This window comes from Bradyrhizobium ganzhouense (assembly GCF_049949285.1).
GTDB classification, from domain to species: domain Bacteria; phylum Pseudomonadota; class Alphaproteobacteria; order Rhizobiales; family Xanthobacteraceae; genus Bradyrhizobium; species Bradyrhizobium ganzhouense.
Genome location: NZ_CP181318.1, coordinates 3,507,854 through 3,520,948, shown reverse-complemented (window position 1 = coordinate 3,520,948; position 13,095 = coordinate 3,507,854). Strand labels below are relative to the sequence as shown.

The 13,095-nt window shown below is 65.5% G+C and carries 11 protein-coding genes; all 11 read left to right on the top strand.

Features of this window, described 5'->3' with window-relative positions:
• Nucleotides 1-139: 139 nt before the first annotated feature.
• Nucleotides 140-1,390 carry an ABC transporter substrate-binding protein gene (locus ACLFLU_RS15935; protein ID WP_200468655.1) on the top strand — a complete coding sequence of 417 codons (1,251 nt, stop codon included), beginning with the start codon at nucleotides 140-142 and terminating at the stop codon, nucleotides 1,388-1,390.
• 131 nt (nucleotides 1,391-1,521) lie between these two features.
• On the top strand, nucleotides 1,522-2,349 hold the full coding sequence (locus tag ACLFLU_RS15930) for an AraC family transcriptional regulator (RefSeq protein WP_426413113.1): 828 nt from the start codon (nucleotides 1,522-1,524) through the stop codon (nucleotides 2,347-2,349).
• Between the two features lie 176 nt (nucleotides 2,350-2,525).
• Nucleotides 2,526-3,536, top strand: coding sequence for a branched-chain amino acid ABC transporter permease (locus tag ACLFLU_RS15925; RefSeq protein WP_426413112.1), 1,011 nt, complete (start codon nucleotides 2,526-2,528; stop codon nucleotides 3,534-3,536).
• A gap of 1 nt (nucleotide 3,537) precedes the next feature.
• Nucleotides 3,538-4,620, top strand: coding sequence for a branched-chain amino acid ABC transporter permease (locus ACLFLU_RS15920; protein WP_426413111.1), 1,083 nt, complete (start codon nucleotides 3,538-3,540; stop codon nucleotides 4,618-4,620).
• Nucleotides 4,613-5,395, top strand: a complete 783-nt coding sequence (locus ACLFLU_RS15915; RefSeq protein WP_426413110.1) for an ABC transporter ATP-binding protein — start codon at nucleotides 4,613-4,615, stop codon at nucleotides 5,393-5,395. The genes ACLFLU_RS15920 and ACLFLU_RS15915 overlap by 8 nt, the downstream gene beginning before the upstream one ends.
• A complete protein-coding gene (locus tag ACLFLU_RS15910) occupies nucleotides 5,388-7,604 on the top strand; it encodes an ABC transporter permease (RefSeq protein WP_426413109.1) in 2,217 nt (738 codons plus the stop codon). The genes ACLFLU_RS15915 and ACLFLU_RS15910 overlap by 8 nt, the downstream gene beginning before the upstream one ends.
• Before the next feature lie 3 nt (nucleotides 7,605-7,607).
• Nucleotides 7,608-8,441 carry a phosphoenolpyruvate hydrolase family protein gene (locus tag ACLFLU_RS15905; protein ID WP_234681048.1) on the top strand — a complete coding sequence of 278 codons (834 nt, stop codon included), beginning with the start codon at nucleotides 7,608-7,610 and terminating at the stop codon, nucleotides 8,439-8,441.
• A 26-nt stretch (nucleotides 8,442-8,467) separates the two neighbouring features.
• Complete coding sequence (locus ACLFLU_RS15900; protein ID WP_426413108.1) at nucleotides 8,468-11,374, top strand: flotillin domain-containing protein; 2,907 nt, start codon at nucleotides 8,468-8,470, stop codon at nucleotides 11,372-11,374.
• A 10-nt stretch (nucleotides 11,375-11,384) separates the two neighbouring features.
• Complete coding sequence (locus tag ACLFLU_RS15895; RefSeq protein WP_008140518.1) at nucleotides 11,385-11,822, top strand: SRPBCC family protein; 438 nt, start codon at nucleotides 11,385-11,387, stop codon at nucleotides 11,820-11,822.
• A 5-nt stretch (nucleotides 11,823-11,827) separates the two neighbouring features.
• Nucleotides 11,828-12,271 carry an SRPBCC family protein gene (locus ACLFLU_RS15890; protein ID WP_426413107.1) on the top strand — a complete coding sequence of 148 codons (444 nt, stop codon included), beginning with the start codon at nucleotides 11,828-11,830 and terminating at the stop codon, nucleotides 12,269-12,271.
• Nucleotides 12,272-13,090, top strand: coding sequence for an FAD binding domain-containing protein (locus tag ACLFLU_RS15885; RefSeq protein ID WP_426413106.1), 819 nt, complete (start codon nucleotides 12,272-12,274; stop codon nucleotides 13,088-13,090).
• The last annotated feature ends 5 nt before the right edge of the window (nucleotides 13,091-13,095 follow it).

The window sequence follows — 13,095 nt, the reverse complement described above, 5'->3', positions numbered from 1 at the left end:
CTCCGACGCATGCGCCGCATCCGAGTTCGGCTAGCCTCCACCTCAAGAACCGTTGGTCTTGCAAAAACGTCGCACCGCGCGGCGGCCGCGCAAGGATGCGGTGAAAAACAGCGACAAGAACGCCCCAGGGAGGAGAGCAATGTTGAAAGGCAGTCTAGGACTGATCGCGTTGAGCAGCCTGTTGTTGTCGGGCACCGCCTTCGCACAGGAGAAGATCAAGGTCGGCGTCACTGCGACGCTCGAAGGCACCTACACCGTGCTGGGCGAGGACGGCATTCGCGGCTTCCAGACCGCACTCAACGTGCTCGGCAAGAAGGTCGGCGACAAGGAGCTCGAATTCGTCATCGCCTCGACCGACGCGACACCCGACTCCGCCGTCCGTGCGGTGCGAAAGCTGATCGAGCAGGACAAGGTGCAGATCCTGCTGTCGCCGCTGTCAGGTGACGAGGGCATCGCGGTCAAGAATTTTGCAAAGACCCATCCGGAGCTGACCTTCATCAACGCGGCCTCCGGCGCCCAGGAAACGACCTATGTCGATCCGGCCCCGAACTTCTTCCGCTACAATATGGACGGCGCGCAGTGGCAGGTCGGCCTCGGCAAATACGCTTATGACGAGAAGAAGTATCGCAAGATCGCGACCGTCGGCGAGGACTACTCCTTCATCTACACCCAGGTGTTCGGCCTCGTGCTCGAGTTCTGCGGCGCCGGCGGACAGGTCACCAACCGGCAATGGGTGCCGCTCGGCACCAAGGATTTCGCTTCGGTCATCGCCGCCCTGCCCGACGACGTCGATGCAATCTATCTCGGTCTCGGCGGCGCCGATGCTGTCAACTTCCTCAACCAGTACCAGCAGGCCGGCGGCAAGGCGCATCTGATGGGCGGGTCGATCATGATCGACCAGACCATTTTGTCATCCAAGGGCAACGCCAAGAACGCGCTGGTCGGCACGCTGGCCGCGAGCGGCCAGGCCGACACCTGGGAGGACCCGGGTTGGCAGAAGTTCGTGAAGGACTATCAGGACGCCTTCCCGCCGAACAAGCGCTTCCCGAGCCCGTCGCTGCTCGCCACCAACTATTACGGCTCGACCATGGCGCTGATCCTGGCGCTGCGTCAGGTCAATGGCGATCTCAGCGACAACCAGTCCAAGTACAAGGCCGCGCTGGCGAAGATCGAGCTCGATGCGCCCAACGGCAAGATCAAGCTCGACGCCAACCGCCAGGCGATCGGCACCAACTTCGTCACTGAAGTGGTCGACGACGGCAAGGGCGCGCTGTTCTCGAAAGTCGTGAAGGTGATCCCGAACGTGAACCAGACGCTGGGCTACGACCCGGCCGTGTTCGCCAAGATCGGTTTGCCAAGCCGTACAGTACCGGAATGTAAGAAGTACTGACGTAGTCGCATCAGCGACGCCATGACTGATCGGGGAGAGATTTGCAAAGAGCGCGACACGTGCGCCCTTGCATTCTCTCCCCGGTTGTTGAACGCTATCAAAAAAAGACAAAAGCTTCTGGGAGAGAAGGCATGAGCCGGGCGCTCGCCGTCTTCCACGGCCGCTTTGGCCGGGCGACGGTCTATCAGTTGAACCGCCCCTTCAACATCCACGCGCATCGCGAAGGTCATTTGATCTTCCATGTCGGGGGGCGTCCCGCATGCATCGATGTCAACGATGGACGTTACGAGCTCAACGAAGGTTCCGTGGTCGCAGTCAATCCATGGGAGCCGCACAATTTCCTCCCCTCCGATCTCGACGCGGGCGCCGTCTTCTTCGTGCTCTATGTCAACGCAGAGTGGTTCGCGCCCGATGCGCCCGGCGCCGACCGCTTGCGCTTCGGCCGCACCCAGCTCACGCGGTCGGTTGCGCTGGACAAGCATATCAGGCACGCAGCCGCCCTTGTGTGCGGCGCACCCTCGCTGAATAGCCTCGATGGCGAGCTGAGAAGTCTGATCGACATCTGCTACGACGAAAGCTGGCAGCAGGCCGAGCTCACGCGGGATCCACGCACGAGCGGTTCCGTCACCGATTTTCGCGTGCGCAAGTGCATCAAGATGATGTCGGAGAGCCCCGGCGCCGAGATCGAGCTCGACACCATCGCGCGCGAATCCGGCCTGTCGCGGCCGCATTTCTACCGGCTGTTCCGCACCCAGACCGGCGTTACCCCCCACCTCTATCTCAACACGCTGATGATGGAGCACGCGCTGGAGGCACTGGTGGCGAGCGAAGCACCGATCGCCGATATCGGCTTCGATCTCGGCTTCTCCTCGCAGAGCGGTTTCACCCGTTTCTTCGCCGCCAATGTCGGCATGGCGCCGACCGATTATCGCCGCGCGGCCAAGGTTTTGCGCGGCTGACGAGTGCGCGAAAAGATACTCACGATCAAATGCGCTCCCGTGCGTCCCATTAGGATGTGCGGAACGCGATCTCGACAAGAGGATCGCGGTCGATAGGGAGCGTACGTTCATGGCAGGGCTTGCGGCCGGCGACGGTCTGCGTGCGACCTCGCCCACAAGGGGCACGAGGTGAAGCCATGACCCGTTTTGTCGAGCGCCATCCCGCCTGGGCATTGATCGTCATCATCGCGATCGCAGTGGCGCTCTGGCTTATCTTTGCGGTGTGGCCACCCGGCCTTGAAGAGGCGATCGGCCGCAAGCGGGTGTTCCTCAACGCGGTCTTCAACGGCATCACACTCGGCGGTCTCTATTTCCTCGTCGCCAGCGGCTTCACACTGATCTTCGGCCTGATGCGCAACGTCAACCTCGCGCACGGCTCGCTCTATCTGTTCGGCGGCTATGTCGGTTACGCCATCAGCGCCTCGACCGGCTCCTGGATCCTGTCCTTCATCGTCGCCTTCATCCTGACGGCGCTGGTCGGCGTCCTGCTTCAGGTCCTTGTGTTCCGCCGCATGGAGGGCCAGGACCTGCGCCAAACCATGGTGACGATCGGGCTTTCGATCGTGTTCGCCGATCTCATGCTGTGGGCTTGCGGCGGCGACTTCTATCAGATCCAGACACCGAACTGGCTGATCGGCCCGATCGAGCTGCCGCTTATCACCGCCGTGAAATCCTCGGGCGAACCGGTCTATTTGCGCTATCCGCTGGTCCGGCTCGTGATCTTCCTGGCCTCCGTGATCATCGGCATCGCGATGTGGCTCGCGCTCAACCGCACCCGGATCGGCATGATCATCCGCGCCGGCGTCGACGATCGTGACATCCTTGCCGCAACCGGCGTGCGCATCCAGATCGTCTTCGTGCTCGTCTTCGCGCTCGGCGCCGGGCTTGCCGGTATCGCAGGGGTCGTGGGCGGCACGTTCCAGTCGCTCTCCCCCGGCGAGGACATCCGTTTTCTGCTCGCATCCCTCGTGGTCGTGATCGTCGGCGGCATGGGCTCGATACCAGGCGCCGCGCTCGGCGCGCTGATCATCGGCCTCGCCGAGCAGCTCGGCTCGGTCTACATCCCGACCTATGCCATCGTCGTGACGTTCCTGATCATGGTGCTGGTGCTGGCGCTTCGGCCGCAGGGCCTGCTCGCGAGGCGATGACATGTCCGTCACCCACGACGCCCGCATTCAGGTCCGTACCGCCGCTCCAGCGACACAGCGCCCGGCCGTACGCGGCTGGCCCGACATCAACAATCCCTCGGCTTGGATCGTGGCGGCCATCCTCCTGATCATGCCGCTGATCGCCAATGGCTTCTTCCTGATCGAGATCTTTGCGACGACGCTGATCCTCGGCACCATCGCGCTCAGCCTGATGTTCCTGGCCGGTTATGGCGGCATGGTCAGCCTGATGCAGCTCACCATCGCGGGCTTTGCCGCCTATATGGTCGCGGTGTTCGGCACCAGCGACAACGCCAATATCAGCCTGGGCTGGCCGTGGTGGCTGGCGGTGCCGATGGCACTGACGCTCGCGACCATCTTCGGCACACTCGGCGGCGCGCTCGCGGTGCGGACCGAGGGCATCTACACCATCATGATCACGCTCGCGATCGGCGCGGCCTTCTACTACTTCACCAACCAGAACTGGGCGATCTTCAACGGCCACACCGGCATCAACAATGTCGGAACGCCGCATTTCTGGGGCGTCGACTGGCGCTGGGATATTCCCTTCTACTACGTCGTGCTCGCGGTCGCCGCACTCTGCTACTTCGCGGTCGACTATATCTCGCGCGCGCCGTTCGGCCTGGCGCTGCAGGGTGTGCGCGACAATCCGCGCCGCATGGCCGCGCTCGGCTTCAACGTCAATGCACACCGCGTCGCGGCCTATGCGGTGGCCTCCTTCATCGCAGGCCTCGCCGGCGTGCTTCAGGTCTGGAACTATCGCCAGATCTCGCCGGGCTCGGTCAGCGTCGGCGCCTGCATCGACATTCTCATCATCGCCGTCGTCGGCGGCATTACCCGACCGATCGGTCCCTATATCGGCGCACTCGTCTTCGTCCTCCTGCGCACGTTTGCGCTCGACTTCCTGGTCAAGATCGGGCTCGACGGCAACCGTTTCCGGTTGCTGATTGGCCTCGGCTTCCTCGCCATCGTGTTCTGGTCGTCAGATGGCGTGATCGGCCTTTGGCAGCGCTGGCGCCAGAGCATCCAGACGGATCGCCCGGGCGGAGGGCGCGGCCATGGATAGCGTCGCACAGCGCCTCTCGGCCGTCGGCGCGGGCGCAGCGCTGGAGCTGCGTGGCGTCACCCGGCTGTTCGGCGCGCTCGCGGCGCTGACCGACATCACCATCACCGTGCGCCCCGGCGAGCGGCGCGCCGTGCTCGGTTCCAACGGCGCCGGCAAGACCACGCTATTCAACTGCATCACCGGCGACTTCCCGCCGACATCGGGCACGATCCGCTTCTTCGGTGAGGACGTGACGCACTTCCCGCCCTATGAGCGCATCCGTCGCGGGCTGCGGCGGACCTATCAGATCTCCGCGCTGTTCCCCGGCCTCACCGTGCATGACAATGTCTACCTCGCCTGCTGTGGCGTCTCGCGCGGGCGCTTCTCGTTCCTGCGTCCCGGCCAGAATGACGCGCTGATGCATGCGGCCGAAGGTCTCGTGCAGGCCGTGCACCTCGCCGCGGTGAAGGATCGGCGCGTCGCCGAGCTCGCACACGGCCAGCAGCGCCAGCTCGAGATCGCGCTGGCACTGGCGGGCGCCCCCCGGTTCGTGCTGTTCGACGAGCCGGCCGCCGGTCTCTCGCCGACCGAGCGGGCCGAGCTGGTCGAGATCCTGACCTCGCTGCCGGCGCATATCGGCTATATCATCATCGAGCACGACATGGACGTGGCGCTGCGCGTCGTCGAGAGCGTGACGATGATGCACAACGGCCGAATCTTCAAGGAAGGCGTGCCGGAGGAGATCCAGTCCGACCCTGAAGTCCAGGAGCTTTATCTCGGAGGCGGCCATGAATGAGGTCCGCCGCTCCGCCGCAGCGCTCGAGGTCCGAGGCCTCGACGTCTATTACGGCCATTCGCATGCGCTGCAGGGCGTCGACCTCTCGCTCGACGCCGGCGTCTCCTCGGTGGTCGGCCGCAACGGCATGGGCAAGACCACGCTGTGCAAGGCGATCATGGGCCTCGTGCCGGTCAGCGGCGGCTCGATCCGCATTCGCGGCGAGGACATCACACGGCGGCCGCCCGCGCAGATCGCGCGGCTCGGCGTCGGCTATGTGCCGCAGGGCCGGCGGCTCTGGCGCTCGCTCAGCGTCGACGAGCATCTGCGGCTCGCCGGCGGGATGCGGTCAGGTGCCTGGACCGTCGAGCGCATCTACGACACGTTTCCGCGGCTCGCCGAACGCAAGGATCATGGCGGCGGTCAGCTGTCCGGCGGCGAGCAGCAGATGCTCGCGATCTCGCGTGCGCTGCTGACCAATCCGCAGTTGCTGATCATGGATGAGCCGACCGAGGGGCTTGCGCCCGTCATCGTCGCCCAGGTCGAGGAAATGCTGCTGCAGCTCGGCGAGGACGGCGACATGTCCGTGCTCGTGATCGAGCAGAACATCGGGGTTGCCACCGCGATCTCGCGCAATGTCGCGATCATGGTCAACGGCCGCATCAACCGCATCATCGATTCTGCGCGGCTGTCCGCCGACCGCGAGCTGCAGCAGCGCCTGCTTGGCGTCGGACTGCATGCGGAGCTCACACCCGACATCGATGCGCCGGCTGCCGGCGGCGAAGCAAAGCCGGTCCCGCAGCCTGCACGCAGCAGCGGCCCGATCCGGATCTACGTCTCCAATCCGACGCCGCCGACACGGTGGTCGCAGCCGGTCCCGATCGGCCGCATCGAAGCCGCCGCGCGCACGCTCTCGACGCAGGTTGCCCGCCTCGACGAAACGGCACGACGCAAGCGCGAGCCGGTGACGGCGCAAACCTCCGGCCCGCCGGTCGTTCTGGTTGTCGGCACGCTCGATACCAAGGGGACGGAACTTCGTTTCATCCGCGACATCATCAAGGAAAGCGGCCTGCGTACGCGGCTGGTCGACGTCTCCACCAGCGGCAAGCAAGCAACCTGCGATGTCTCCGCCCAGGAGATCGCCCTGAATCACGGCCGCGGCGGCTCGGCCGTGTTCGGCCCGGACCGCGGTGCTGCAGTCACCGCGATGGCTGACGCATTCGCCAATTGGATCAAGCGGCAGGGCAATATTGCCGGCGTGATTTCCGCTGGCGGCTCGGGTGCGGCATCTCTCGTCGCACCCGGTATGCGCACCCTCCCCGTGGGCGTGCCAAAACTGATCATTTCCTCGGTCGCCTCCGGCGACGTTGCACCTTATGTCGGCCCCGCCGACATCACCATGATGTACTCGGTCACCGACGTGCAGGGCCTCAACTCGATCTCGCGCGCGGTGCTGTCGAACGGCGCCAACGCGATCGCCGGCATGGTCAAGGGGCGGCTCGATCAGCGCGAGGCCAGAGAGCGAGCGGCAAGCGCAGGGCTGCCGTCAGTCGGCATCACGATGTTCGGCGTCACCACACCGGCGGTGCAGAAGATCGCAGCCGATCTGCGCGACGACTTCGAATGCCTCGTCTTCCACGCCACCGGCGTCGGCGGCCGCTCGATGGAGAAGCTGGTCGATTCCGGCCAGATCGCCGGCGTCATCGATCTCACCACCACCGAGATCTGCGACCTCCTGATGGGCGGCGTATTTCCGGCGACGGAGGATCGCTTCGGCGCAATCATCCGTACCCGCTTGCCTTATATCGGCTCGGTCGGCGCGCTCGACATGGTCAATTTCGGCGCGCCCGACACCATTCCCGAGCGCTATCGCGGCCGCAAATTCCACGTCCACAATCCGCAGGTGACGTTGATGCGGACGACAGTGGAGGAGAACGAGCGCATGGGCCGCTGGATCGGCGAGCGGCTCAACCAGATGGACGGGCCGGTGCGCTTCTTTCTGCCCGAGGGGGGCGTCTCCGCGCTCGATGCCCGCGGCCAGCCGTTCTGGGATGGCGAGGCCGACGCCGCCCTGTTCCGCACGCTGGAGCGCACGGTGCGTGCGACAGCCAACCGCCAACTGATCCGCGTCAAGCAGAACATCAACGATCCCGAGTTCGCCTCGACCATCACAGCTGCGTTCCGAACGCTGTTCGGACGCGCCGGGGCGCGCCGGAGACTAGCGAGGTGACCGATGGCCCGGTTTGAACGCGCGACATTGTTGAAACGGTTTCGCGAGATGGCGAAACGCGGGGAGCCGATCGTCGGCGGCGGCGCCGGCACCGGCCTATCGGCCAAATGCGAGGAAGCCGGCGGTGTCGATCTCATCGTGATCTACAATTCCGGCCGCTACCGCATGGCCGGCCGCGGCTCGCTTGCCGGGCTGATGCCCTACGGCGACGCCAATGCCATCGTGCTGGAGATGGCAGGCGAAGTGTTGCCCGTGGTCAGCAAGACGCCGGTGCTCGCCGGCGTCAACGGCACCGATCCATTCCGCGACATGGATGTTTTTCTCGACCAGCTCAAGGCACTCGGCTTTGCCGGCGTGCAGAATTTTCCGACTGTCGGCCTGATCGACGGCGTGTTCCGCGCCAATCTCGAAGAAACCGGCATGTCCTACGCGCTGGAGATCGACATGATCGCCAAGGCACGCGAGAAGGATTTGCTGACGACGCCTTACGTCTTCAGCGAGAAGGAAGCCGCCGCGATGGCGATTGCCGGCGCTGATATCATCGTCTGCCATCTCGGGCTCACCACCGGCGGCACGATCGGCGCGCAGACTGCGCCCAAGCTGAAGGACTGCCCGGCGCGCATCGACACCTGGGCCTCGGCAGCGCTCAGCGTCAATCCGGACATCCTCGTGCTCGCCCATGGCGGCCCGATCGCGGACCCGGCAGATGCCGATTTCATCATGAAGAACACCCGCTACTGCCACGGCTTCTACGGCGCCTCCTCGATGGAGCGGCTGCCGGTGGAGCGGGCGCTGACGGAACAGGTACGCAAATTCAAGGCGATCGGCGCGCGATAACGCCTGTAAGATTGAGGGAGGGAAACATGTCAGGGATCCTGGTCGGCGAGCTCATCCTCTGGCTGATCGTCGCGATCATCGTGATCGCGGTTGGCGTCTACATCGTCAACTGGCTCTATCACCGCTCCTCCAAGGAGGTGTCGTTCGTCCGGACCGGCTTCCTCGGCGAACGCGTGGTGATCAACGGCGGCGCCTTCGTGCTGCCGTTCATCCACGACTACACGCCGGTCAACATGAACGTACTGCCGATGGGCATCGTGCGCTCGCGGCAGGACGCGGTGATCACGCGCGATCGCATGCGCGTCGACATCGAGGCCGATTTCTATGTCCGGGTCCAGGCCACCCGTGAAGCGGTCTCGATCGCCGCCGCAACGCTCGGCCGTCGCACCATGGAGCCGGAACAGCTCCACGCGCTGCTGGCCGGCAAGTTCATCTCCGCGATCCGATCGGTCGCATCCGAAATGACCCTGGAAGAGATGCACGAACGGCGCGGCGACTATGTCGCACGCGTCAAAACCAATGCGGCCGAAGCTCTCGCCCAGAACGGTCTTGAACTCGAGTCCGTCGCCATCACCGATCTCGACCAGACCGATCTGGAGTTCTTCAACCCTTCGAACCGCTTTGACGCCGAAGGCTTGACCAAGCTGATGGAGGACATCGAAGCCCGGCGCAAGCTGCGCAACGATATCGAGCAGGACTCGATGATCAAGATCCGCACCCGCAATCTGGAGGCCGAGCGTCAGGCGCTCGAGATCGAGCGCGAGAGCGAGACCGCGCGCCTCGAGCAGGAACGCGATATCGAGATGCGCCGCGCGCTTCAGCGCACGGAAGTCGCCCGCGAACGTGCGCTGCGCGAGACCGAGGCCGAGCAGGCCCAGATCTCGGCGCGCGAGGCCATCGAACGCTCCCGCATCGCCAACGAGCAGGCGATTGCCGAGGCCCGTATCGCCTCCGAGCGCGAGACCCGCCAGAAAGAGATCGAGCGCACCCGCACCATCGAAGAGAAGGAACTGCTGGCCCGCGAGGATATCGAGAAGACCCGGATCGCCAACCAGCGCTCGATCGACACGACACGCATTGCTTCCGAACGCGAGGTCCGCCAGCGCGAGATCGAGCGGATGCGCACCGTCGAGGAAGCCGAGATCGCCGCGCGCGAGGCGATCGAGAAGGCCCGGATCCAGCAGGACCGCGTCGTCACCGACGCCCGCATCGCCAATGAAGAGGAGACGCGGCGCCGCGAGATCGAGCGCACCCGTGCCGTCGACGAGGCCGAGATTGCGGCACGCGAGGCCACCGAGAAGGCGCGCATCGCCCAGACGCTGATCGTCAATGTCGAGCGCATCTCCTCCGACGAGCGCACCCGCGCGCTGGAGATCCAGCAGGTCCGCACCATCCAGGAGGCCGAGATCGAGGCGCAACGCGCGGTCGAAGCCGCCCGCATCGCCCGGGAGCGGACGCTTGCCGCCGAGCGCATCGCTGCGGAGCAGAACACCCGGAAGTTGGAGATCGAGCGCAACCAGGCGCTTGAAGTTGCCGGCATCGCCGCACGCGAGACCACCGAGGCCTCGCGCATCGCCCAGGAAGAGCGCGTCCGCTCGCTCGAGATCGCGCGCAACCGCGCCGTCGAGGAAGCCGATATCGCCTCTCGCGAAGCGATCGAGGCGGCCCGCATCGCCCAGGAGAAATCGGTCGCAGCCGAGCGCATCCAGGCCGAGCGCGATACCCGTTCGCTGGAGATCGAGCGCACCGGCGTTCTGGAGGCCGCCGAGCTCAAACGGCGCGACGCCATCGAGCGCCAGCGCATCGTGGTCGATCTGGCGCTTGAAGCCGAGCGCATCAACTCCTCCAAGAAGCGCGAGGTGCTCAATATCGAGCAGAAGAAGGCGATCGAGATCGCCGACGAAGACCGCGTCATCGCACTCTCAGCGAAGAAGTCGGAGCGGATCGACGCTGATCGCCAGGTCCGGCAGGCCGAGATCGTCGCCCGCAAGGAGGTCGAGACCACGGATGTCTCGCGCGAGCAGGCGCTCGAAGCCGCCCGCCTCGAGCGCCGCCGCGCGATCGAGCAGCTCGAGGTCGCCCGGGTCCAGTCACTGCAGGAGGCTGAGATCGCCTCCCGTGAGGAGGTCGAGCGCGCCCGCATCGCCTCCGACCGGGGCCTCGACGAGGCCCGCGTTGGCCGCGAGCGCGAGCTGCGCAAGCTCGAGATCAACCGTGAGAAGGAGGTCGAGACGGTCCTGATGGAGAAAGCGATCGCGATCCATCAGAAGTCGCTGGAGGAGTCCGCCGCCAAGGCGATGGCGGAGGAAGCGCGGATGCGGGCCACCGAGGCGACCGAGCGCGTCATTACCGCGCGCGAGAGCGAGATCGCAAAGCGTCGCAAGACGGTCGAAGTCATGATCGCCGAGAAGCAGGCCGAGGAGACGCGGATCGCCGCTGAAGCCGAGCGTGTGCGCGCGGCCGTCGAGGCCGAGGCGCAGCGCATGCTCAACGAGGCCGAGAACGTGCTCACCGACCAGGCGCGCTACTCGCTGTTCCGCAGAAAACTGCTCGACCGGATCGAGGGCATCGTGCGGGAGAGCGTCAAGCCGATGGAGAAGATCGAAGGCATTCGCATCCTCCAGGTCGACGGCCTCAACGGCAATGGCGGCGGTGGCAACGGCGGTCGCAGCGCCACCGACGAGGTCATCGACTCGGCGCTGCGCTACCGCGTGCAGGCGCCGCTGATCGACTCCCTCCTGGCGGACATCGGTGTCGAGGGCGGCAGCCTCGCAAAGATGCCGGGCCTGATCCGCGAAGCCCGCGACATGCAGGGCATCAAGGAGTCCGCGCGCAAGAGTGGCGGCGGTGGCGACAAGCCGGCAACGACCCCGCCCGCGGCTGAGGGCGGCGGCGAACCACCGGCCGAACGCACTCCGCGGAAGAAGAGCTGAGGTCTGACCCATGCCCCGCGTCTACGTCTCCACCGTCGTCAATGCGCGCAACGACCGCGTCTGGGCGCGGGTACGCGACTTCAACGGCCTGCCGAACTGGCACCCCGCGATCGCGGAGAGCCGCATCGAGGGCGGCGAGCCCTCGGACAAGATCGGATGTGTGCGCGACTTTCGCCTGCGCAACGGCGACCGCATCCGCGAGAAGCTTCTCGGCCTCTCCGACTACGACATGTTCTGCACCTACTCGATCCTGGAATCCCCGATGGGCGTCGAGAACTACGTCGCAACCTTGCGGCTGACGCCCGTCACCGACGGCGACCAGACATTTATGGAATGGACCGCCGAGTTCGACTGTGCGCCGGAGCGGGAGACCGAGCTCGTCGGCAATATCGGCGGCGGTGTATTTCAGGGCGGTTTTGACGCGCTGAAGCGCGTGTTCGGAGGCTGAGAACCGTGCCGCATATCGTCAAAAGCACCATCCTGGACGCACCGACCGATGCGGCGTGGTCGGTGCTGCGCGATTTCAACGGGCACGACCGCTGGCATCCGGCGGTCGCGACCTCCTCGATTGAGCGCGCGCATTCTTCCGACAAGATCGGCTGCATCAGACGGTTCAAGTTGAAGGACGGCGCCGAGCTGCGCGAGCAATTGCTGGCGCTGTCGGATCTCGAACAGAGTTTCACTTATTGCCTGCTCGATACGCCGATCCCGATGTTCAACTACGTCGCTCATGTCCGCCTGCTGCCGGTCACCGACGGCGATCGCACCTTCTGGCATTGGGAGTCGCGCTTCACGACAAAGCCCGAGGACACGGACCGCATCACGCACATGGTCGCGGAAGACATTTACCAGGCCGGGTTCGAAGCGATCCGCCGGCATCTGAAGGAGGCCGCCTAGATGGCCGTGACGGTGAAGACTTTCGCCAGCGCCAGCGAGGCGGCCGGCGCGCTGTCCTCGGACCGCAGCGCGCGCTATCTCGGCGGCGGCACGCTGGTGATGCGGGCGCTGAACGAAGGCGATGTCTCGATCTCGACCGTCGTCCGCGCCCAGGACCAGGCGTTGACCCGGATCGATGCCTCCGGCCCGCGCATCACGCTGGGTGCCGGCGTCACATTCGCACGCGTCCTTGCCGAGCGAGACCTCGGCTTCCTTCATGCCCCGGCTCGCTCGATCGGTGGCCCCGCCGTGCGCAACATGGGGACTGTCGGTGGCAATCTCTTCGCCCCGAACCCCTATGGCGATTTCACCGTCGCGCTGCTGGCGCTCGACGCCACAGTGGCCGTGCAAGGCGGCTTCGGTTCGCGCGACATCGAAATCGAGGAGTTTTTGCAGGCGCGCGAGCGCCAGGCCGGGACATTGGTACTGTCGGTGTCCTGCAGCCGGCCGGCAAGCAGCGAAGCATTCCGCTATCGCAAGATCGCGCGCATCAAGCCGAAGGGCGGTTCGGTCATTACGCTGGCTGCGCATCTGCCGATCAGCGGCGGACGGATCGCAGGCGCGCGCATCGCGCTCGGCTCGATGGCACCGACCCAGATCCGCGCCCGCGCCGCAGAGCGGGCGCTGGAGGGCCGCTCGCTGGACGCCGCGACCATTGCTGCGGCCGCATCCGCCGCGACCGAAGGAACATCGCCATCCGACAATGCGCTCGGCAGCGCCTGGTATCGCCGCGAGATCGTCGGCGTGCATCTGCGCCGTCTGCTGTCGGGACAGGAATAGACCGC